General features: G+C 68.4%; 21 protein-coding genes. 8 read left to right on the top strand and 13 right to left on the bottom strand.

Annotation, left to right across the window (positions count from 1 at the left end; all coding sequences use genetic code 11):
• Positions 1 to 108 precede the first annotated feature (108 nt).
• The 5 genes from P7L68_RS08980 to P7L68_RS08960 all read right to left on the bottom strand — a co-directional run bounded on the left by P7L68_RS08980 (position 109) and on the right by P7L68_RS08960 (position 5120).
• The gene (locus P7L68_RS08980; protein ID WP_062764706.1) at positions 109 to 711 is read right to left on the bottom strand and encodes a 2-hydroxychromene-2-carboxylate isomerase; all 603 of its coding nucleotides are present in this window, start codon (positions 709 to 711) and stop codon (positions 109 to 111) included.
• Between the two features lie 79 nt (positions 712 to 790).
• Positions 791 to 1924 carry an acyl-CoA dehydrogenase gene (locus P7L68_RS08975; RefSeq protein ID WP_372004292.1) on the bottom strand — a complete coding sequence of 378 codons (1134 nt, stop codon included), beginning with the start codon at positions 1922 to 1924 and terminating at the stop codon, positions 791 to 793.
• Positions 1925 to 2115: 191 nt separating this feature from the next.
• Positions 2116 to 3309 carry an acetyl-CoA C-acetyltransferase gene (locus tag P7L68_RS08970; protein ID WP_345959839.1) on the bottom strand — a complete coding sequence of 398 codons (1194 nt, stop codon included), beginning with the start codon at positions 3307 to 3309 and terminating at the stop codon, positions 2116 to 2118.
• A 95-nt stretch (positions 3310 to 3404) separates the two neighbouring features.
• Entirely contained in the window at positions 3405 to 4574 is a 1170-nt protein-coding gene (locus P7L68_RS08965) for an isovaleryl-CoA dehydrogenase (RefSeq protein ID WP_372004290.1), read from the bottom strand.
• A 57-nt stretch (positions 4575 to 4631) separates the two neighbouring features.
• Entirely contained in the window at positions 4632 to 5120 is a 489-nt protein-coding gene (locus P7L68_RS08960) for a PaaI family thioesterase (protein ID WP_062764716.1), read from the bottom strand.
• A gap of 335 nt (positions 5121 to 5455) precedes the next feature.
• On the opposite strand from P7L68_RS08960, the gene P7L68_RS08955 reads away from it, so the two are divergent.
• Positions 5456 to 6361: a LysR family transcriptional regulator gene (locus P7L68_RS08955; protein ID WP_372004288.1), complete on the top strand. Its 906-nt coding sequence runs from the start codon at positions 5456 to 5458 to the stop codon at positions 6359 to 6361.
• Between the two features lie 19 nt (positions 6362 to 6380).
• On the opposite strand, the gene P7L68_RS08950 is transcribed toward P7L68_RS08955, so the two are convergent.
• Both P7L68_RS08950 and P7L68_RS08945 read right to left on the bottom strand, forming a co-directional pair.
• Positions 6381 to 6710, bottom strand: a complete 330-nt coding sequence (locus P7L68_RS08950) for a hypothetical protein (protein ID WP_372004287.1) — start codon at positions 6708 to 6710, stop codon at positions 6381 to 6383.
• 68 nt (positions 6711 to 6778) lie between these two features.
• Positions 6779 to 7789: a GlxA family transcriptional regulator gene (locus P7L68_RS08945; RefSeq protein WP_372004285.1), complete on the bottom strand. Its 1011-nt coding sequence runs from the start codon at positions 7787 to 7789 to the stop codon at positions 6779 to 6781.
• 134 nt (positions 7790 to 7923) lie between these two features.
• Here P7L68_RS08945 and P7L68_RS08940 point away from each other — a divergent pair, with 134 nt between their 5' ends.
• From P7L68_RS08940 to P7L68_RS08920, 5 genes are all read left to right on the top strand, one after another.
• Complete coding sequence (locus P7L68_RS08940) at positions 7924 to 8622, top strand: DJ-1/PfpI family protein (RefSeq protein ID WP_372004283.1); 699 nt, start codon at positions 7924 to 7926, stop codon at positions 8620 to 8622.
• A gap of 96 nt (positions 8623 to 8718) precedes the next feature.
• Complete coding sequence (locus P7L68_RS08935) at positions 8719 to 9903, top strand: multidrug effflux MFS transporter (RefSeq protein WP_372004281.1); 1185 nt, start codon at positions 8719 to 8721, stop codon at positions 9901 to 9903.
• Positions 9904 to 9953: 50 nt separating this feature from the next.
• Positions 9954 to 10499, top strand: a complete 546-nt coding sequence (locus P7L68_RS08930; protein WP_372004280.1) for a sigma-70 family RNA polymerase sigma factor — start codon at positions 9954 to 9956, stop codon at positions 10497 to 10499.
• A 58-nt stretch (positions 10500 to 10557) separates the two neighbouring features.
• Positions 10558 to 11520: a FecR domain-containing protein gene (locus P7L68_RS08925; RefSeq protein WP_372004279.1), complete on the top strand. Its 963-nt coding sequence runs from the start codon at positions 10558 to 10560 to the stop codon at positions 11518 to 11520.
• 114 nt (positions 11521 to 11634) lie between these two features.
• Entirely contained in the window at positions 11635 to 13929 is a 2295-nt protein-coding gene (locus tag P7L68_RS08920) for a TonB-dependent receptor (protein ID WP_372004277.1), read from the top strand.
• A gap of 62 nt (positions 13930 to 13991) precedes the next feature.
• Here the strand turns inward: P7L68_RS08920 and P7L68_RS08915 are convergent, their stop codons facing one another.
• Entirely contained in the window at positions 13992 to 14480 is a 489-nt protein-coding gene (locus P7L68_RS08915; RefSeq protein WP_372004275.1) for a YbjN domain-containing protein, read from the bottom strand.
• A 45-nt stretch (positions 14481 to 14525) separates the two neighbouring features.
• Between P7L68_RS08915 and P7L68_RS08910 the strand changes: the two genes are divergently transcribed.
• Complete coding sequence (locus tag P7L68_RS08910) at positions 14526 to 15647, top strand: acyltransferase family protein (RefSeq protein WP_372004273.1); 1122 nt, start codon at positions 14526 to 14528, stop codon at positions 15645 to 15647.
• Here P7L68_RS08910 and mgtE read toward each other — a convergent pair.
• Both mgtE and P7L68_RS08900 read right to left on the bottom strand, forming a co-directional pair.
• The gene (mgtE, locus tag P7L68_RS08905; RefSeq protein WP_372004271.1) at positions 15629 to 17038 is read right to left on the bottom strand and encodes a magnesium transporter; all 1410 of its coding nucleotides are present in this window, start codon (positions 17036 to 17038) and stop codon (positions 15629 to 15631) included. The genes P7L68_RS08910 and mgtE overlap by 19 nt on opposite strands.
• Before the next feature lie 80 nt (positions 17039 to 17118).
• The gene (locus P7L68_RS08900; protein ID WP_372004270.1) at positions 17119 to 19428 is read right to left on the bottom strand and encodes an NADP-dependent malic enzyme; all 2310 of its coding nucleotides are present in this window, start codon (positions 19426 to 19428) and stop codon (positions 17119 to 17121) included.
• Between the two features lie 267 nt (positions 19429 to 19695).
• Between P7L68_RS08900 and lipB the strand changes: the two genes are divergently transcribed.
• On the top strand, positions 19696 to 20391 hold the full coding sequence (gene lipB / locus P7L68_RS08895; protein WP_372004268.1) for a lipoyl(octanoyl) transferase LipB: 696 nt from the start codon (positions 19696 to 19698) through the stop codon (positions 20389 to 20391).
• Here the strand turns inward: lipB and P7L68_RS08890 are convergent, their stop codons facing one another.
• The 3 genes from P7L68_RS08890 to P7L68_RS08880 form a co-directional block, all read right to left on the bottom strand.
• Positions 20392 to 20940: a biotin transporter BioY gene (locus P7L68_RS08890; protein WP_372004266.1), complete on the bottom strand. Its 549-nt coding sequence runs from the start codon at positions 20938 to 20940 to the stop codon at positions 20392 to 20394.
• A 145-nt stretch (positions 20941 to 21085) separates the two neighbouring features.
• Entirely contained in the window at positions 21086 to 21562 is a 477-nt protein-coding gene (locus P7L68_RS08885) for a DUF2937 family protein (protein ID WP_372004264.1), read from the bottom strand.
• Between the two features lie 38 nt (positions 21563 to 21600).
• Positions 21601 to 21867 carry an acylphosphatase gene (locus tag P7L68_RS08880; RefSeq protein WP_372006802.1) on the bottom strand — a complete coding sequence of 89 codons (267 nt, stop codon included), beginning with the start codon at positions 21865 to 21867 and terminating at the stop codon, positions 21601 to 21603.
• Between the last annotated feature and the right edge of the window lie 24 nt (positions 21868 to 21891).

The raw sequence follows: 21891 nt of genomic DNA, 5'->3' as shown, positions 1-21891 counted from the left end.
TCTAGGACTGAGGACGGAGACGGACTGAAGACAGGGTCCGACTGAAGACGGAGCCAGACTGAAGACGGAATCAGGCAGCCGTGGCCGGATGGCGGTGGTCGGGCATGCTCACCAGCCGCCGGTTTCCAGCCAGCGATCCACCTGCGGCAGACGGTCGGCCCCGAAGAAGGGCTCGCCATCGACCAGGAAGAAGGGGCTGCCGAAAACCCCGCGCGCCACCGCGGCATCGCCGGCAGCACGGAGCTTCGCCTTGATCTCGTCGGAGCCGAGGGCTGAAAGGCAGGCCTCGCGGTCGAACCCGGCCTCGGCGGCGGTATCGGCAACGGCTTCCGGCGTCACCGGGCCGGTGTCGGTCACGAAGACCTTGTCGTAGATCTTCAGCGCCAGACGCTTCGCGCCCTCCTGATCGATCGCATCGGCCCAATAGAAGGCGCGCGAGGCGGCGACCGGATTGAACGGGAAGGTCGACGGCATGTTGAGCGGCAGCCCGGCCAGCCTGGCGGAGCGCATGAAATCGCGCCGGGCATAGGGGCCCTTCAGCGGATCCTCGATCGCAGCGCGGGTGCCGGTCAGCTTGAACACCGCGCCCACCAGGAAGGGGTGCCAGCGCACCGCCCGGCCGTGGCGGCCGGCCACGTCCTCGATCCGGTGGGCGGCGATATAGCCATAGGGCGAGGTGAAGTCGAAATAGAAGTCGATCGGCTCGGCCATGGTCGGGGCGTCTCCTCCGCACCGGTGGCGCCGGGTCTTGTGCGGCCCGGTCGCCCCCTCGTTTCGATCAGTCCGGCACTCAGGCGGCGAGCGCGCGGGCAATCACCAGCCGCTGAATGTCGCTGGTGCCCTCGTAAATCTGGCAGACGCGGACATCACGGTAAATCCGCTCCACCGGATACTCGGCCAGATAGCCATAGCCGCCCAGCGTCTGGATCGCCGACGAGCACACCCGCTCCGCCATCTCTGACGCGAAGAGCTTGGCCATCGAGGCTTCCTTCAGGCAGGGCAGGCCGGCATCGCGCATCTGGGCCGCGCGCACCACCATCAGCCGCGCCGCTTCCACCTGGGTCGCCATGTCGGCCAGGCGGAACGACACCGCCTGATGCTCGAAAATCTTCACGCCGAAGCTCTCGCGCTCCTGGGCGTACTGCACCGCATAGTCCAGCGCCGCCCGCGCCATGCCGACCGACTGGGACGCGATGCCGATGCGGCCGCCTTCCAGGTTCGACAGCGCGATCTTGTACCCCTCGCCCGGCTTGCCGAGCATCAGATCGGGGGTGAGCTTCAGATCCTCGAAGATGATCTGGCAGGTGTCGGAGGCGTGCTGGCCCAGCTTTTCCTCCACCCGTCCGACCTTGTAGCCGGGGGTGTCGGTCGGCACGATGAAGGCCGAGATGCCCTTCTTGCCCGCCGCCGGGTCGGTCACCGCAAACACGATGGCGACATCGGCATTGGCGCCCGAGGTGATGAACTGCTTGGTTCCGTTCAGCGACCAGACGCCGTTTTCGAACACCGCCCGGGTCTTGAGCGCGCTTGCATCCGATCCGGCCTGGGGCTCGGTCAGGCAGAAGGCGCCGATCTTGCGCCCCTGGGCCATATCGGGCAGGAAGCGGCGCTTCTGCTCGTCGGTGCCGAATTTCAGGATCGGCATGCAGCCGACCGAGGTATGCACGCTCATGATGGTCGAGGTGGCGCCGTCACCGGCGGCGATCTCTTCGATCGCCAGCGCATAGGACACGTTGTCGGCGCCGGCCCCGCCCCATTCCTCGGGCACGATCATGCCGAGCAGGCCAAGTTCGCCCATCTTGGCCAGCGCCTCGCGCGGGAAGGCGTGTTCGCGGCTCCACTCGGCGGCATGGGGGAGCAATTCGCTCCGGGCGAAGTCCCGCGCCATGTCGCGGATCATCTTCTGCTCTTCGGTGAGGATCATCGAAAGCGCTCCGGCAGATGGTCTCGTCGGGCTTGACCGCCGCCACCGGCCAGTGGGGACCGGGGGTCGGGCCGCATCGGACGGCGGCGGCGGGGCCGGCGGCGACAGGCTGGAGAGGGGGTGGGGATGCCTGTCGCCGCGATCGGATCCGGCCGGCCGCATCCCTGCGGCCGGCCGGGCATGGCGTCTGGTCAGTTCATCAGCTCGACGGCCATGGCTGTCGCTTCGCCGCCGCCGATGCACAGGCTGGCCACGCCACGGGTCATGCCGTTGCGCTTCAGGCCGTTGAGCAGGGTCACCAGGATGCGCGCGCCCGAGGCCCCGATCGGGTGGCCCAGGGCGCAGGCGCCGCCATAGATGTTCACCCGCTCGTGGTCGAGATCCAGCTCCTTCATCGCCGCCATGGTGACGACCGCGAAGGCCTCGTTGATCTCGTAGAGGTCGACATCCTTCGCCGACCAGCCGGTCCTGGCGAAGAGCTTGTTCATGGCACCGATCGGCGCGGTGGTGAACCAGGCCGGCTCCTGGGCATGGGTCGCATGGCCGAGGATCCGGGCGAGCGGGGTCAGGCCGCGACGCTCGGCTTCCGAGGCCCGCATCAGCACCAGCGCCGCGGCCCCGTCGGAAATCGACGACGAATTCGCGGCCGTCACCGTGCCGTCCTTGGCGAAGGCCGGGCGCAGGGTCGGGATCTTGTCGAGATTGGCCTTGCGCGGCTGCTCGTCGATGCCGATCTCGACCGTGCCGCCGCGGGTCTTGACGCTGACCGGGGTGATCTCGACGGCGGCGCTGCCGTCCTCGCCCGCCTTCTGGGCGCGCTTCAGCGAGGTGATCGCGAAGTCGTCCTGCGATTCGCGGGTGAACTGGTAATGGCGGGCGGTGTCCTCGGCGAAGGTGCCCATCAGGCGGCCCTTGTCGTAGGCATCCTCCAGCCCGTCCAGGAACATGTGATCCATCACCCGGCCATGGCCCATGCGATAGCCGCCGCGGGCCTTGTCGAGCAGATAGGGGGCGTTGGTCATGCTCTCCATGCCGCCGGCCACCATCACGGTGTTGGACCCGGCCAGCAGCTGGTCATGGGCGAACATGGCGGCCTTCATGCCAGAGCCGCACATCTTGTTGATGGTGGTGCAGCCGGCATCCAGCGGCAGGCCGGCGCCGAGCGAGGCCTGACGGGCGGGCGCCTGGCCCTGGCCGGCGGGCAGCACGCAGCCCATCACCACTTCCTCGACATCGGCGGCATCGACGCCGGCGCGGGTCAGGGCCGCGCGGATCGCCGCGGCACCCAGTTCGGAAGCGGTCAGGTCCTTAAGCTCGCCCTGGAAGCCGCCCATGGGCGTGCGGGCGGCGCCGACGATGACGATCGGATCGGTGGCGGTGGTCATGACGTCTGCTCTCCTCGATCTCTCTTATCGCGGGCCCCTGCACGGGCAGCGCGCCCCGCCGGCCGTCATCGGCCGGCGCGGGCTGCCCCCATCGGTCACGCCGTCTCGCCGAACAGCTCGCGGCCGATCAGCATGCGGCGGATCTCGGACGTGCCGGCGCCGATCTCGTAGAGCTTGGCGTCGCGCAGCAGGCGCCCCGTGGGATAATCGTTGATATAGCCGTTGCCGCCCAGGGCCTGGATCGCTTCCAGCGCCATCCAGGTCGCCTTTTCCGCCGCGTAGAGGATGGCGCCGGCGGCATCCTTGCGCGTGGTCTCACCCCGGTCGCAGGCTTTGGCCACAGAGTAGACATAGGCGCGGGTGGCGCTCAGCGTCACATACATGTCCGCGAGCTTGCCCTGCATCAGCTGGAATTCGCCGATCGGGCGGCCGAACTGCTTGCGCTCGTGGACATAGGGCAGCACCACGTCCATGCAGGACTGCATGATGCCGAGCGGGCCGGCGGCCAGCACCGCGCGCTCGTAGTCGAGCCCGCTCATCAGCACATGGACGCCCTTGTTCACGCCCCCCAGCACGTTCTCTTCCGGCACCTCGCAATCCTCGAACACCAGCTCGCCGGTGTTGGAGCCGCGCATGCCCAGCTTGTCGAGCTTCTGGGCGACCGAGAAGCCCTTGAAACCCTTTTCGATCAGGAAGGCGGTGATGCCGCGCGGGCCCGCTTCCGGATCGGTCTTGGCATAGACCACCAGCGTATCGGCATCGGGGCCGTTGGTGATCCACATCTTGGTGCCGTTCAGGATATAGCGGTCGCCCTTCTTCTCGGCCTTCAGCCGCATCGAGACGACGTCGGAGCCGGCGCCGGGCTCGCTCATCGCCAGCGCGCCCACATGATCGCCCGAGATCAGCTTGGGCAGATAGCGCCGCTTCTGCTCCTCATTGCCGTTGCGGCTGATCTGGTTGACGCAGAGATTGCTGTGCGCCCCGTAAGAGAGACCCACCGAGGCCGAGCCGCGGCTGATCTCTTCCATCGCGATCACATGTTCCAGATAGCCGAGACCGGTGCCGCCGTATTCCTCTTCGGCGGTCATGCCGAGCAGGCCCAGATCGCCCATCTTCTTCCACAGATCGGCCGGGAAGTCGTTGGTCTGGTCGATCTCCGCCGCGCGCGGCGCGATCTCCTGGGCCGAGAAGCTGGTCACGGTCTGACGCAGCATGTCGGCGGTCTCGCCCAGATCGAAGTTCAGCGTCGGATAGTTCGACAGCATCTGGATCGTCTCCCTTGGATCCCGACCGGGCGCCCTGGGCGGCACGGCCGGGGTGACTCAGGCTTCGCCAACCTCGATCAGCGTCGATTGAGAGGCGGCACAGAAAACCGGCCGGCCGTCGCGATCGCCGAACACGTCGCATTGCGCGACCGACAGCGTCCGCCCCGACCGGAGCACCCGGGCACGCGCGATCAGCTTGCGGCCGACCGCCGGTGCCATCAGGTTCAGCTTGTATTCGACCGTCAGCACGCGGGTCTGGGGCCGCATCAAGGTGTGGCAGGCATAGCCGCAGGCACTGTCGGCAACCGCGCCGACGATGCCGCCGTGATAGAAACCGTCCTGCTGGGTCACCATCTCGGACCAGGGCAGTTCGATCTCGCAGATCCCCGGGGCACAGACGGTCATGACGGCACCGATGGTGCGCATGATCGCCTGCGCGTCGAAGCTCGCCCGGACGCGCGCCTCGAAATCGGGATCCTGGACCCGGAACTCCGGCAGCTCATGTGCCGGCAAAAGGCGCTCGGCCTCGGCCAGGGTGATGGTCATGGGCGGTCACTCCCTCTTCCCTCGGGATCGTTCCGACATGCCCGGCCGGCACCCGCTGGTGCGACCGCGTGTTCCCGGCATGGGGGTTCGTGTCCATCGAGGCTTCCCGGGCGTCCGTCTTAGGTGCGGCAGCTCCGGTTCGGGTCGAACCATAGCAGTGGCTCGCCCATAGACGAAATTGTATCTTTTCATGCGACGCATCGATAGCGTCTATATGTATGGCCCTCGCCGGGCGGGCGCTGCCGCGCCCTTGGCCGCCGCCGCAATGGCGGCTTGGGGAGGCTCGCGCCTCCCCGGCCACCTGGCAACATCACCATCTCCATCGGACCGGTAGCGTGGACCTGTATCAGATCCGATATTTTCTGGCGGTGGCGGAGACCGGCAGCTTCACCAAGGCGGCAGAGCGGGTGTTCGTGACCCAGCCGACCTTGTCGGCCGGCATCCGCAAGCTTGAGGACGGGCTCGGCACGCCGCTCTTCATCCGGCGGGCGCGGCGGGTGGAGCTGACCGAGGCGGGGCAGCGGTTTCAGCCCCATGCGCGGGTGATCCTGCAGGAAGCCGCCATTGCCGAGCAGGCGGCGCGGCGTGGTGCCGATCGGCAGGGTTTCCGGCTGGGCGTGCTCAAGACCCTGCCGGTGGAGCGGATCGCGGCCCTGCTCACCCAGTTCGCCGATGGTCAGCGCGATGTCGATGTCGACCTGTTCGAGGGCACGGTGCCCGAGATCGACGAGGCGCTCACCGCCGGCCGGATCGATGCCGCCATCACCCGCATCGCCGACGATGCCGACCGCGCCCAGGCGGCGCCCCTGTTCCGCGACCGCTATCGCATTGCCGTCTCGGAACGCAACCCCCTCGCCCGGCGCAGCCAGCTGCGCATCCCGGAACTCGACGGCCTGCCCTTCATCCTGAGGCGGCATTGCGAGTTGATGGGCGACATCCGGCGCAATTTCCTGGCCGGCGGCGCCCGTCCGCGCATCGTCCACCGCTCCACCCAGGATGAATGGACCGTGGCCCTGGTCGCCGCCGATCTGGGGCTCGCCCTGATGCCGCAGAGCTTCGAGCGGCCGGGCATCGCCATGATCCCGATCGTCGATTACGAGCCGACCCGGCTGATCGGCCTCGCCTGGCATGGCGCGCCCGACGAGGCGACCACGCTGTTCCGCGCCTTCGCCGCATCCCATGACTGGCATGCCGGCAGCACCAGCCCGGTGCCGCAGGTGGCGGCCGGGTGGATGCGCTGACGCCCCACCCGGACAGCCCTTATTCCGTGATCGTATAGGTGCCGAGGTCGCAGAGATTCTGCGTGTCTTCCAGCGGTTCCAGATCACCGCCGCCGAACTCGAACCGCATGTCGTATTTGCAGACATTGCGGTCGTCCTTGAAGCGGATGGTCTTCTGCTTGCCCGGGGCGATCACCTCGTCGCCGAGCATGTCTTCCTCCCAGTCATCCTCGCCCACCGGCGAGGTATAGAACGCCTCCAGCACCGATCCGGTCTTGTTCACAATGGTCAGCGAGAAGGTGTTGGCCGCTGCCGTCCCGCTCCAGGCGGTCAGGGCGATCAGCGCCGCAATGCGCAGCACGGTCTTCATCTGGTCCTCGATTCTGCATCACGAGGTTTCGGAGCGCGGCGCCGATATGCGGTGCCGCATGCCGCACATTACAACCTTGCCTGATCGGCCGCCATCGCAGGATTTTCAGGGCGGTTCCCGAAACGTGACCTGTAAGACTCCGGTGTCACCCCCAGCCGCCGAAGGAAGGCCCGGCGCATCCGCTCGTCATCGCCGAAACCGCTGCGGACCGCCACGGATTTGATCGAGGCGGCGCCCGCCTCCAGCGCCCGGCGGGCCGCATCCAGCCGCATACCCTCCACCCAGCGCGCCGGCGTCTCGCCCACTTCCGCATGGAAGGCGCGGGAAAAGGCCCTGAGGCTCATCCCCGCCCGTTCGGCGAGCGCCGGCACCGTGAGATCGGCGGTCGGGTCGGCGGTCGCGTCTATGCGCAGCTGCAGGAAACCGCCTTCAGGCGCCGTCACGGGTTCCGGCACCAGCGGGCTGAACTGCGACTGACCACCCGGCCGGCGCAGGAACACCACCAGCTGGCGGGCCACCGCCCGGGCCAGGGCCTGGCCTTCATCCGCCTCCACCAGCGCCAGCGCCAGATCGATCCCGGCGGTGATGCCGGCCGAGGTCCAGACCGGTCCGTCCCGGACCCAGATCTGGTCCGGCTCCAGCCGTACCGCGGGAAAGCGCCGTCGGAATTCATCCGTCCGGCACCAATGTGTGGTGGCCCGGCGCCCCTCCAGCAGGCCGGCCGCCGCCAGCAGCAGCGCCCCCGAACAGACCGACGCCACCCGCTCCGCCCGCCCCGCCCCCGTGGTCAGAAGATCGAGGAAGGCCGCATCCCGCCCGGCGGCGTTCACCCCGTCGCCACCGGCAACGATCAGGGTATGCGGCCGGGCCTCTCTCAGCACCGCCGCCGGTTCGGCCAGCAGCTGCATGCCCGAGGTCGTCTCCACCGGCCCGCCGGCCCCCGCCGCATGACGCAGCCGATAGGGTGCCGGCCGCCCGCCCAGCCGGGCCAGATCATTGGCGGTCGCAAAGACCTGGAACGGCCCGGTCACGTCCAGCAGCTGGGCACCGGGAAAGCTCAGGAACAGGATCTCGCGCATGGATGCCCTCCGGGATCGCGCCACCCCCCGATCCTACATCATCGCCGTGCCGAAAAAGAGGAGTTGATGACCTTTCGGCCAAGGGGTCGGCGCGGCAGCATAGCGGCACCCATCCCTGAAGGAGTGCCCCGTCCATGACCGACACCGCCATCCGCCACCGCGCCGGGCTGCTGATCTTCCCCGGCCTCACCGCGCTCGACATGATCGGTCCGTGGGAGGTGTTTCTGCGCCTGCCCGGCTGGGCGCCGGTCGCCATCGGGCTGGATGATCAGCCGGTCGCAGCCGATGGCGGGCTGATGATCACCCCGCAGGCCAGCATCGCCGACTGTCCGCCGCTCGACCTGCTGATCATCCCCGGCGGCGGCGGCGTCGACGCCCTGCTCGACCGCCCGGATGTGCTGGATTTCGTCCGCAGCCGCGCCCAGGCCGCTGAATTCGGCGTGGCCTCGGTCTGCACCGGCGCCCTGGTGCTGGGGGCGGCCGGCCTGCTTCGTGGCCGGCGGGCCGCCACCCACTGGGCCTCGCGGCCGCTGCTGGCGGCGCTGGGTGCCGAGCCGTCGGCCGATCGTGTGGTGATCGACGGGCCGGTCGCGACCGGCGGCGGCGTCACCGCCGGCATCGACATCGCTCTCGCCCTCGCCGCCCGCATCGCCGGCCCCGAGATCGCCGCCGCGGCCGAGCTTGCCATCGAATACGCACCGGAGCCGCCGATGGGATCAGGTCGCCCGGAACTGGCCCCGCCCGCCGTGCTGACCATGGTCGAGACCGCCTTTGCCGGCCGGATCGCCGCCCGCCGCCGCCTGGTGGACGCAGCCGCCGCCCGCCTTGCCTGAGCATGCAACCCTCCGGCTTGTCGGCCGGGGATGCCTGCGGCTATCGTCGAGGGCCCCGGCGGGATCGCCCCACCGGATCTGATTGCCGGAGCCCCGATGCCGCCCTCCCCCGACCGCGCCGCCAGCTGGGCCTTCTGGATCGTGATCGGTGCCGTGATCGTCGGCCAGGGCGCCGGCACGATCCATCTCCCGTCGCTCGCAGCCCTCGCGGCCGATCTCGGCACCGACACCGCCACCGCCCAGCTGACCCTCGCCATCTGCCTGATCGGCAATGGTGCCGGCCAGCTGCTCTACGGCCCGATCGCCGACCGGGCCGGGCGGCGGCCGGCATTGCTGATCGGCCTCGGCCTGCTGACGCTGGGCTCGATCGGTGCCACTTTCGCCGCCGATGCCGGCCAGCTGCTCGTCTGCCGCTTCGTCCAGGGGCTGGGCGCCGCCGCCGGGCCGGTGGTCGGCCGCGGCGTGCTGCGCGATGCCGTACCGCCCGAGCGCCTGGTGGTGGCGATGTCGTCGCTGGGCCTGGCGCTGGCACTCGCCCCCGGCAGCGCCCCGGTGATCGGCGGGGTGATCGAGCGCCTGGGCGGCTGGCGATGGAGTTTCGGCCTGATCGCCCTTGCCGCCGTCGCCGCCTGGATCACCTGCCGGCTGCATCTGCCGGAGACCCTCTCGGCTGCCGACCGCAGCCGCGCCCGCCATACCGGCGTACTCTCCGGCTATGGTGTCTTCCTGCGCATGCCCGCCTTCTGGGGCTATGGGCTGATGCTGACCTTCACCTTCGGCGGACTGTTCATTTTCGTCGGCCTCGCCCCCGTGCTGCTGATCGGCACGCTTGGGATCCGCGCCGATCATTACGGCTTCTGGTCGCTGCTGCCCTCGCTGGGTTTCCTGGCCGGGACCCAGGTGGTGCGCCGCGCAGGGCTGCGCCTGGGCGGCCGCCGGATGATCCGGATCGGCACGCTGGTGCTGGTCGCAGCCGGTATCGCCATGGCCGCCGCCGCCCTGCTGCTGCCACTCTCCGCCATCGCCCTCATGGCGCCGATGGCGCTGTTCGGCGCCGGGCTCGGCATCCAGGTGCCCAATGTCATGACCCGGGCGGTGCAGTTGGAACCGATGCTCGCGGGCACTGCATCCTCGCTGCTCGGCCTCTTTCAGCTGGGCGGATCGGCGGTGATCGCGGCCACCGCCGCCCTGCTGCCCCATGACGATGCCGCCGGCCTCGGCCTCGCCCTCGCCGCCTGTGCCCTTGCCGCCCTTGCCTGCCTGAAGCTGATCCCGCGCTGAGGCATAACATTGAGAATTAGTCGCAATATGGCTGCGGGTCGTGCTATGGGATGCCGATCATCCTTCTTGCCACAGGCTTCGGCTTGGATCAGAAACCCGACCGGCTCGACACCTTCCTGGCCCATCGCGGCGCGCTGGTGAGCTATGCCACGCGCATCGTCGGCGAGCGCGCCGATGCCGAGGATGTCGTCCAGGACGCCTATCTGCGCTTCGAGGCGGCCGAGCCCGAGCGGCGGCTCGACGAGCCCCGGGCCTATCTGTTCCGGATCGTCCGCAATCTGGCGCTGGATCTGCGCCGGCGCATCGGCCGCGACCACCTGCGCCGTGCAGCCGACCCGGGCGAGGCCATGGCCCGGCTTGCCGCGGATGATCCCTCGCCCGAAACGGAGGCCGAGACGCGATCGGACCTCCGGCGCCTGTCGGAGGCGATGGCGGAACTGCCGGCCCGCACCCGCGAGGCGCTGGAGCTTCACCGCATGCAGGGGCTGACCATCCGCGAGATCGCGGCGCGCCTCGGCATCTCCACCGGCCTCGCCCATGCCCTGGTGACCGACGGGCTCGAACATTGCCGGCATCGCCTGCGGGGACGGGAATGATGACCTTTCATCTGAACAAAAACCGGTCGCCGAACGTCTTCTGTTTCGGGAGCCGCAGATGAACGGGAAGGCGCCGATGCGCGGAGAAGAGAGGCCGGTCCGGGCCTCGGACTGGCTGGTGCGCCTGCTCGATGCGCCCGGCGATACCGGATTGCAGAGACGGTTCGACGCCTGGCTTGCCGCCGATCCGGATCATCGGCGCGACTGGGAAGAGATTGTGCAGACCTATGCGCTGATGGGACAGGTTCTGCCGGTGCCCGCCGGAAGCCCGGCCCGCAGCGCAGCGGTGCACGGCCTCCGTCCGCGCCGGAGGATACGGATGGCGGCAGCCGGTCTTGCCCTGGCGGCCGGCATCGCACTTGCCGTGCTGCCGGGATGGCTGCCGGGTTATCTCGCCGATCAGTCGACCGGCACTGCCGAAACCCGCCAGATCGCGCTCGCCGATGGCAGCCGCATGGATCTGGCACCGCACAGCGCCGTCGACATCATCATCGACGCCACCGGCCGACGAATCCATCTGATCCAGGGCCGGGCGTATTTCGACGTGGCCCCCGACCCTGCCCGCCCCTTCGTGGTCTCGGCCGGTCGGGCGACGGTCACCGTCCACGGCACCGGTTTCGAGGTGGCGGAGACCAGACAGGGCGTGTCGGTTGCGGTACGCCATGGCCGGGTGGAGGTGACGGGCGGGCCTGAACCGCGCCTGCTCGGCGCCGGCGACCGGCTGATCGTCGCGGCGGACGGTCATCTCGCCCAGGACGGTCTGCGCCCGGACGAGGTCGCCGCCTGGACGGAAGGCCAGCTGATCGTGCGCGACCAGCCCGTCACCCGGGTCGTCGACGCGCTGCGCCCCTATGCGCGCGAAATGATCCTGCTCACCGATGACGGGCTCGCCCGCCAGCCGCTGACCGGCATCTACGACCTCCGCCGGCCCAGGGCCGCGCTCGACGCCATCGCCGCTGCCCAGGGGGCCCGCGTCATCGAGGTCACGCCCTGGATCCTGCTGCTCTCGAAAAAAATCTGAACACCGGCCCCGGTGCCGTCGTCAACGGATCGACATCTGCAACTGCGTCGCACGCGCAAAATCCATGACGCATATGGCGGGCGACGCCGAAGAACGCATCCGAAGGGTCGGGGTATGAATACGGTGAAGAACAATACGGCCGGGCGGGCCGTCGCGGCTGCACTGATGCTGGGAACGGCGCTGACGACGGGGGCAGCCTGGACCACCGCGGCACGGGCACAGACGGCCACACAGGCCGCCCTGCATGATTTCGACATCCCGGCCCAGAGACTGGCCGATGCGCTGCCGGTCTTCGGTCGTCAGGCGGGCCTCCAGGTCTCGGCCCATGGCGATCTGGTGCGCGAGGCCACGACCGGCGGTGTCTCCGGCCGGCTGAGCGTGGCGGCGGCACTCGACCGTCTGCTCGCGGGCACGGGGCTCGCCCATCGGCTCGATGCCGGCGGCGTGGTGATCTTCGAGGCCGCCGCAGGCAACAGCGCCGGCGGCAGCACCACCCTCGACCCGTTGATGGTCCAGGGTGCCCGCAGCGCCGATGCCTTTGGCAATGCCGCCGACCGCGCCGGATCGCTGACCGTCACCCGTGAGGATCTGGAACGGCGCAACCCGGCGACCCTCAAGGACGTCTTCGCGGGCGAGGCCACGGTCTCCGTCGGCGGCGGCCAGCCGGTCGCCCAGAAGATCTATGTCCAGGGCATCGAGGAAACCAATCTGGCGGTCACCATCGACGGCGCCCGCCAGAACAACAAGGTCTTCCACCACAACGCCACCACGCTGATCGATCCGGCCCTGCTCAAGGCCGTGCGGGTGGATCCGGGCGTCGCACCCGCCGATGCCGGGCCGGGCGCGCTCGGCGGCGCCATCGTCTATGAAACGGCGGATGCCGCCGACCTGCTCGATCCGGGCGAGATGGCCGGCGGCTATGTCTCGACCAGTTGGGACAGCAACGGCAACACCTTCACCAAGGGCGGGTCGGTCTATGGCCGTACCACCGACGGCTTCGAAGGGCTCGCCTTCTTCAAACAGGCCGATGGCGACAATTACGAAGCCGGCAATGGCCGCGAGGTCTCGGGTACCGGCGCCGCCCTGCAGAGCATCCTTGCGAAAGGTGCCTGGGAAAGCGCCGACGGCCACCGCTTCGAACTCTCGGGCGAGCAGGTGCAGGACGATTCGGTTCGCCCCTTCCGCGCCAATATCGGCCGGCTGACCAACCGCCCGGCCGACGACCGGCTCTATGATCTCCGCCGCCGCAATCTGGTCGCGACCTACGAGGACACGACCCGCGAGGGGATGTGGAACCCGCGCGTGGTTCTGGGCTGGAACGAGACGGATCTGGGCGTCCCCAGCCCCGACGATACGGTCGTCTACAGCCATGGCGAGACCACCAGCCTGTCGGGCCGGGTCGAGAACCGCATGTTCTTCACCCCCGACGACAGCGTCACCGCCGGTGTCGATTTCTACGACGACGAAGCCTCGTACAAGGACCGCAGCAGCGACATGGCAGAGACGGCGACCAATGTCGGCGTCTATGCCCAGGCCCGCCTGCAGCCGATCGACCCGCTGCGCCTCTCCTTCGGCCTGCGCGGCGACCAGCAGTGGTTCGAAGGCGTGAACGGCACCGAAATCGACCATGCCGGCCTCAGCGGCAATGCCTCAGTGGCCTGGGACGTTCGGGATGACCTGACGCTGAAAGCCGGTTATTCGAACGTCTTCGGTGGCGTGACGCTGGCTGAGAACTTCATTTTGAGTGAGCGCTGGACCTATGCGCAGGGAATCAAGCCGGTCCGCTCGAACAATGTGACCCTCGGCGCAGAATACCGGCATGAAGGCTTCACCTTTGCGGCCGGGGTGTTCCGCAGCCGGTTCAAGGACGCTCGCAATGAAGCCTTCTACGAGACGCTCCCCAACGGCGGGGGGCGCGACTATACCCGGGGGGCGGAACTGACGTCCGATTTCGAAACCGAAGGCTACACCCTGTCGGCCGCCTACAGCTGGGGGCCCGGCTTTGCACGGATTTCCTACACCGACACCGATCTCACCATCGACGGCAAGCCGGGTGATTCCGATCTGGGCCTCTATCTGGGGACGCCGGTCGGGCAGTTGATCGCGGTCGAGATTGCCCACCGTTTCGAGACGATGGGCCTGCTGATCGGCAGCACGGTCGAAGCCGCCTTCGAAAATGACGACCTCGTGAGCCAGGGCAATCGCTCACTCGAAGCTTATCAGGCCCTGAACCTCTATGCGGAATACACCCCGGATCTCGTGAACGGGCTGACCCTGCGCGGCGAGGTCAACAACGTCTTCGACCAGGCCTATGCCGATCGCACGACCTATGGCCAGGAATTCTCGAACGTCGACCCGATCTACGAGCCGGGCCGGTCCTTCCTGATCAAGGCGACCATGGCCTTCTGAACGATCGCCATCTTCCTGGACCTACGGAACGCCGGCCCGTCGCGGCCGGCGTTTTCGTCATCTCAGTTGGGGTTGATCACCTGATCACGGAAGTCGAGCATGACCGTCTTCCACCAGTCCAGCGTGTCGTCGAAATTGCGCCGGCTGACCCCGCCCTTCAGATTCACATCGAATTCCAGCACCGGATCGCCTTCGTCGTCGATATAGGCCCGGCTGAAACGTTTGCTGCGGTTCCACTCGGCAACATGGGCCCCGGTCACGTTGGTGTCGGTCCAGCCGGCATAGAAGCCCAGCGTGTCGCAGTCGCGGTTGTTGGTGCAGTCGTTGAAGAAAATCGCATAGCCGACACCGTCGATGCGGCCGCGGATCAGCGGATCGCCGTTGTCGGACTTCTCCAGATTGGCGGAGCCGTAGCCGCGGGCCAGATTCAGGATCTGGTCGGGGTCGGAACCGTCGATCATCTGTTGCGCGGCCACCGCCTGCGGCGCCAGCAGCATCATGCCCAGTGCGGCGGCAACCACCACGCCGCGGATCGACGTCATGCCAGTCATGCCTGAACCTGCCTTCCGGTTTCGATGTCACGAGACGGAAGCCTATTGGATGGCGCCGGCAGCGGCAAGCTGGCACAAGATTCGGGTCTACCCTTGACATCTTCCGATGAAAAGCCACACATGCCGACCGCACCTCTTCGGATCGACGCTCTCCAGATCCTCCGCTTCATCGCTGCGGGGCTGATTGTTCTCCACCACACGATCGGCATCCTTCACAGCCGGAACATCGACGGCATCCCACGGATCCCCGGACTGATCGCCGGCGTCGACATATTCTTCGTGCTGTCGGGCTTCATCATGGTGCATGCCTTCAGCCCGAATGGCCGTCGATCCGTCTTCATGCTGAAACGCATCTTCCGCATCGTGCCACTCTACTGGCTGCTCACCACACTCCTCTGGGCGATGGCGGCCGCAGCGCCGCAGCGCTTCACTACCGTCGATGCCGATCCTGCTGCCTGGCTGATGGCACTCTTATTCCTGCCACAGACGCTGTCAGGGAGAATCGTGGAGCCCGTGCTTCACGTCGGCTGGACCCTCAATTACGAAATGGCCTTCTATGCCCTCTTCGCCGCCTGCTTCGCAGGGACGGCCAGCCGCACGGCCGGTCGCTGTGCCGGAGTTCTGATCGGGCTGGTCATTGCCGGTCAAATCTTCGATCCGGCCGATCCGGTCATCGCCTTCTATACCAGCCCCCTGCTGCTCGAATTCGCTGCCGGCATGGGGGCGGCCCTTCTTTGTCGGCACAGGGCGGAGCATCTGCGCCCGGGCGCGCCCTGGCTGCTGGCGGCAGGCATCCTGTTGCTGGTTTTGCAGGTGATCTGGCCGGTGGGCGGCCATCGGGCCCTGATCTACGGCGTGCCCGGCCTCGGCATCGTCCTCGGCACCGCACTGCTGCCTGTTCCCCGCGGGTGGTGCTCCCGTGCAGCCATCCGCCTGGGCGACGCCTCTTATGCCCTCTATCTCGTTCATCCACTGGTGCTGGCAACGGTCGCAAAGCTGCTTGTCGATACCGGCCATCTCCGTCAGGCCCTGCCGCTCGCCCTGATCATGATGACGCTCTCGGTCCTGGCGGCTTTCCCCTGCCGCCATCTCATCGAGCGTCCCGCGCAGGCCTGGTTGCAACGCCGCCTGAAGCACAGAGACAGGGCTCAGAGCAGCACGAGCTGAGCCAGCCCCAGAAAGGCGAAGAACCCGACCACATCGGTCACCGCGGTCAGGAACACGCCCGCCGAGACCGCCGGGTCGACCTTCAACCGGTCCAGCGCCAGCGGGATCAGCATGCCGGCCAGGCCCGCCGTCACCAGATTAGCGAGCAGGGCGCAGAACAGCACCCCGCCGATGAAGGGGTCGAAGATCACCGCCGCCACGGCGCCGACCGCGATGCCGAAGACCAGGCCGTTGATCGTACCCACCCCCACCTCGCGGGTCAGGATGCGCATGGCGTTGGACGGCGTCAGTTCCTTCAACGCCAGCGCCCTGACCGCCACGGTCAGGGTCTGGGTGCCGGCATTGCCGCCCATCGAAGCCACGATCGGCATCAGCACCGCCAGGGCGACGATCTGTTCGATCGTCGCCTCGAACAGCGAAATCACCGAGCTGACCATTAGCGCGGTGCCCAGATTGACCCCCAGCCAGGCGATGCGCTGGCGCACGACGGAGGCAAGGCTGGCATTCACGTCGACCTCGGAGCCGACACCGGCCATCAGGGCCATGTCCTCTTCGGCCTCTTCCTGGATGACGTCGACCACGTCGTCGAAGGTGATCACGCCGATCAGCCGGCCCTGATCGTCGACGACCGGCGCCGAGGCCAGGGAGTAGTGCCGGAACAGCCGGGCCACCTCTTCCTGGTCGGTGGCGGCCGCGATCGCATCGACGTCACGGTCCATGATGTCGCGCAACAGCACCTTGCGCGGATGGCGCAGCATGCGGGCCAGCGGCACCGACCCGATCGGCTTGTGCCGCGGGTCGACCACGAAGATTTCGTAGAATTCCTCGGGCAGGTCGGGGGTTTCGCGCAGAAAGTCGATCGCGCGCCCCACCGTCCAGAAGGCCGGCATCGCGATCAGGTCGCGCTGCATCAGGCGGCCGGCGGAGTATTCCGGATAGGCGAGGCTTTCCTCCAGCGCCCGCCGGGTGGCGGGGGGCACCGCCGCCAGCAGTGCTGCCTGGATGTCGTCGTCCAGATCCTCGATCAGGTAGATCGCATCGTCGCTGTCCAGTTCCGACAGCGCTTCGGCCAGCGCCCGGGGGCCCAACTGGGCGATGACCTGATCGCGGACATTGCCGCCCAGATGCGGCAGGATCTCAGGGTCGAAGCCGTCGCGCTGCAGCTCCACCAGCGCACGGCGCTCGTCGCCCGACAGCCGCTCCAGCAGATCGGCGATGTCGGCAGCATGCAGTTCGGCGACAAGCATACGCGCCGTGGGCGCGTCGCCTTCGTCAAGGGCATCGGCCACGCGGCGGACCAGTTCGTCCGAAACGCCGTAGAGCGCTTCGGCCTCGCCCGCCGCGGTGGCCACCTCACCTTCGCGTCCCTGGATGTCGTCGTCGTCGCGCAAGCTGCCGTTCTCCGGGGATCGAGGGGTCAGGGGATGCCGGCCGGCATCCCGTTCCCGGAAAGCCGACCGCTCAGATCATGTCAGGCAGGTTCCGCCGGAATCGGGCACCAGGGCGTGTCGCGCGACTTTTCGATCGCGTCCACGACCACCAGGGCCGACAGGTTGACGATACCGCGCACCGACACCGCGGGGGTGAGAATATGGGCCGGATGGTTGAGCCCGATCAGCACCGGCCCGACCGAGGTGCCGCTGGTGAGCGCCTTGGCGAGATTAAAGGCGATGTTGCCGGAATCAAGGTCCGGCGTGATCAGCAGATTGGCCGAGCCCTGGAGCAGGGACCCCGGGAAGACCCGGTGGCGCACCTCTTCCGAGATGGCCGCGTCGGCCTGCATCTCGCCCTCGACCTCCAGCTCCGGTGCCTGTTCGCGGACCAGGGCGAAGGCATCGCGCATCATCTGCGCCGACGGCGTCTCGCCGGTGCCGAAGCTCGACGAGGACAGCAGGGCGATCTTGGGCGTGATGCCGAAGCGGCGGACCTCTTCGGCGCACATGATCGTCATTTCGGCGATCTGCTCGGGGCTGCGCTTGTGCTCGACCTGGGTGTCGGCCACGAAGATCGTCTTGGTCGGCAGGATCAGCGCCTGCATGGCGCAGGGCTCGCTCACCCCCCGGCGGACCCCGAAGATCTCCTTCAGGTGGCGCAGGTTCTTCACGAACCGGCTGACCGGGCCGCAGATCAGGGCGTCGGCCTCGCCGATATGGACCATCAGCGCGCCGATCACCGTCGCCCGGGTGCGGACCACGGTACGGGCGCTTTCGGGCGTGACGCCGCGGCGGCACATCAGCCGGTGATATTCCGACCAATAAGTGTTGTAGCGCGGATCATCCTCGGGATCGCAGAGCTCGATGTCCTTGTCGAGCTTGAGCCTGAGCCCCAGCCGCTCGATGCGCCGCTGCACCACCGCGCGGCGGCCGATCAGGATCGGCTGGGCAAAGCCCTCGTCGACCACGATCTGGGCTGCGCGCAGCACGCGCTCATCCTCGCCATCGGCATAGACCACGCGCTTGGGCTGCGCCTTCGCGCGCTCGAACACGGTCCGCATGACCAGGCCCGAGCGGAAGAAATAGGACGACAGCACCTGGCGATAGGCGTCGAAATCCTCGATCGGCCGGGTGGCGACGCCGCTTTCCATCGCGGCCCGGGCCACCGCCGACGACACCTCGACCACCAGCCTGGGATCGAAGGGCTTCGGGATCAGATATTCCGGGCCGAAACGCAGCTCCTGTCCGCCATAGGCCTGCGCCACCTCGGACGAGGGTTCGGCCAAGGCCAGATCGGCGATCGCCTGGGCGGCCGCCTTCTTCATCTCGATATTGATCGTGGTCGCGCCCACATCCAGCGCGCCGCGGAACACGAAGGGGAAGCAGAGGACGTTGTTGACCTGGTTGGGGAAGTCCGACCGGCCGGTGGCGATGATCGCATCGGGGCGCACCCGGCGCGCCTCGTCGGGCAGAATCTCGGGCGTCGGGTTGGCCAGCGCCATGATGATCGGCTGCGGCGCCATGGTCTTGACCATCTCGGCCGTCAGCACCCGCGGGGCTGACAGGCCCAGGAAGATGTCGGCGCCGGAGATCACCTCGGCCAGCGTCCGCGCCTCGGTCTCGACCGCATAGGTCTCCTTGCGCGGATCCATCTGCTCGTTGCGGCCCTTCCAGACCACGCCGACGATGTCGGTGACGGTGATGTTGGCGCGCGGCAGGCCCAGCTCGACCAGCAGGTCCAGGCAGGCCAGTGCCGCGGCACCGGCGCCGGAGGCCACCAGCTTCACCTGATCCAGCGGCTTGCCCACCACGCGCAGCGCGTTCAGCATCGCCGCCGCCACCACGATCGCGGTGCCGTGCTGGTCGTCGTGGAAGACCGGGATCTTCATCCGGTCCTTCAGCCGTTCCTCGATCTCGAAGCATTCCGGCGCCTTGATGTCCTCAAGGTTGATCGCGCCGAAAGACGGCTCCAGACTGGCGATGATCTCGACCAGTTTGTCGGGGTCGCGCTCGTCGATCTCGATGTCCACCGCGTCGATGCCGGCGAACTTCTTGAACAGAACCGCCTTGCCTTCCATCACCGGCTTGGCCGCCAGCGGGCCGATCGCACCCAGGCCCAGAACGGCCGTGCCGTTGGTCACCACCGCGACCATGTTGCCGCGGGTGGTGTAGAGCGAGGCGTTGAGCGGATCCTCGACGATCGCCTCGCAGGCATAGGCCACGCCCGGAGAATAGGCGAGCGCGAGGTCGCGCTGGTTGGCGAGCGGCTTGGTCGGCTCGATGCTGAACTTGCCCGGCTTCGGCAGGCGATGATATTCGAGCGCGCCGTCGCGCAGTTCCTTCGACATTCGCGGTCGTCTCCCCCGGTATCTTGCGCCGCGGGCCCGGGCTCCGGCCTCTTCATCCGCTCCCGTCCCGCCTGCGCGCACAGTATAGCCGCCGCGCCCCGAAAGGCCACCGGCACCCGGCCGCAGCCGCCGGAGGTCCGGTTTGCAACCATCGCATGGGCGGGGCCTCGCCGCACCATCGTGCGGGATGTCGCGCGATATGGCGCAACCCGCCCCGGCACACTAGATTGGGGCCAGCTGTCGCTGATGAGAACAAGGACGAGACGGATGGCGGGAACTCTGCGGGGTAACGGGCTCTCACCGGTGGAATGGGTCATCGCCCCGGGGCTGACCGATTACGAAGCCGCTGTCGCCGAGATGGAGGCGCGCGCCGCCCGGATCCGCGAGGGGACTGCGGGGGAGCGGGTCTGGCTGGTCGAACATCCGCCGATCCTGACCGCCGGCACCAGCGCGCAGCAGGAACGCGATCTGCTGGTGCCGCCGCGCTTTCCGGTCTACCGGACCGGCCGCGGCGGCCAGATCACCTATCACGGCCCCGGCCAGCGCGTGGCCTATGTCATGCTCGACCTCAAGGCCCGCGGCGCCGATATCCGGGCCTATGTCCACGGGCTGGAAAGCTGGGTGATCCGGGCGCTGGACCGCTTCAACGTCAAGGGCCTCACCCGCGATGATCGAGTAGGGGTCTGGGTGGAACGCGGCGACGGATTCGACGACAAGATCGCCGCCATCGGCGTGCGGGTGCGCCGCTGGGTCAGCTTCCACGGCATTTCGCTGAATGTAGAGCCGGATCTCGGCCATTATGCCGGCATCGTGCCCTGCGGCGTGCAGGGCCACGGCATCACCTCGCTGGTGGCGCTGGGCCGGCCGGTGGGCATGGTGGAGGCCGATATGGCGCTGCGCGAAGCCTTCGAGGAGGTCTTCGGTCCCACCACCGACGAGGTCACCGCGGAGCGCGGCGGCTGATCATCGCCTGAAGGATATCGCGGTCGACCGGCCGCGGTCTCTGAGGGTGACCGCGATCGCGGCCGCCGTCACCGCCTTGATCATGTCCCCGGGCAGGAAGGCCATGCTGCCCGTCAGCACCTGCCAGGGCGAGAGCGTGGTCACCATCGCAGCCCAGGGTACCCCGATCAGATAGACAACGCCGATGCCGCCCGTGATCGTCGCCAGGATGAAACGTCGCCAGCCAGGGCGCCCCGCCTCGGCCAGCAGCCCGGTGACGAAGGCGGCCGGAATCCAGCCGATCAGAAATCCGCCGGTCGGCCCGGTCAGGATGCCCATGCCGCCGCGGCCGCCGGCGAGCAGCGGTACGCCGGCCATCACCAGCGCCACGAAGACCATCTGGGCAAGCGCCGCCCGCCACGATCCCAGCACCAGGCCCGAGAGCATCACGCCCAGTGTCTGGGCCGTGATCGGCACGGCGATCAGCGGCACGTCCAGCGGCGGGAACAGGCCCAGCACGGCGGTCAGCGCCGTAAAGAACAGAATGCGGAACACGTCGCGGGCGTGCATCGGGTCGATCCTCCTGCCGCCGGTCTCCCCTCTTCAGGACGGGAGCGCCGAAGGCGCAGACTCCCTTATCGGTTATGTTCACCCCCGCGTCAATCGCCCATGGCGCGGGCATGGCGGCCCGGCCCGCATCACGATCTGGCCTGCATCACCCGGCGCGACGCCGGAAGGGCCAGGCGATCAGCCCGGTGATCGCGTCATAGACCAGCCAGGCCACCACCATGCCCAAAAGGCCATAGGTCAGGCTGGCCGGCTCCACCGGCAGGGTCGGCACGTAATCGGCCCAGGTCGCCCGGGCGATCTCGGGATCGACCCGCCGCAGCAGCTCCAGCGGCCTGAGGAAAGGGTCGGCCGCGGCCACGGCATCGCGCGCGACGGCAAGCGCGTCCACCCGCGCCGCGGCGGCGGATTCCAGCGCCGCCCGGGCCGGCTGTGCCACCTGGTCATAGGGGGCCACGCCGATGCGGATCTGATCCAGCAGCCGGCGGGCCTCGTCCAGATGGCCGCCCAGGCGCTGCAGATAGGCCAGCGCGAAGCCCTGTGCCTGTGCCGCGCCAAGCCCCAGAACCAGGGCGCAGATGCTGCCGGCCAGGCGGTCGATGCGGCCCAGAAGCCAGCGTCCCATGGATGGCGATGCCTCGTGTTTCAGACGGTCGGCCCCGTTCAGATGGTTGGCTTACGGCGGAAGCCGGGCGCCTCGGGTGCCTCGGCCTGGCTGCTCCGCACGGCCTCGACCCTTGCGGCCGGCGGCCCGTCATGGGCCCGGCGGATGACGGCCTGCACGGCCGCACGCGGCCCCGACACCAGTGCCTCCACCGATCCGTCACGGCGGTTGCGCACCCAGCCATCCAGCCCGTAGCGGCGGGCCTGGCCCTCGAACCACCAGCGATAGCCCACCCCCTGCACCCGGCCGGTGATGGCAAGCGCCATGGTCACCCTGTCGCCTGCGCCGCG

The sequence above is a fragment of the Tistrella mobilis genome (assembly GCF_041468085.1).
Taxonomy (GTDB): Bacteria; Pseudomonadota; Alphaproteobacteria; order Tistrellales; family Tistrellaceae; genus Tistrella; species Tistrella mobilis_A.
The sequence above is the reverse complement of the archived record's forward strand: the minus strand, read 5'-3'. Positions and strand labels throughout refer to the sequence as shown.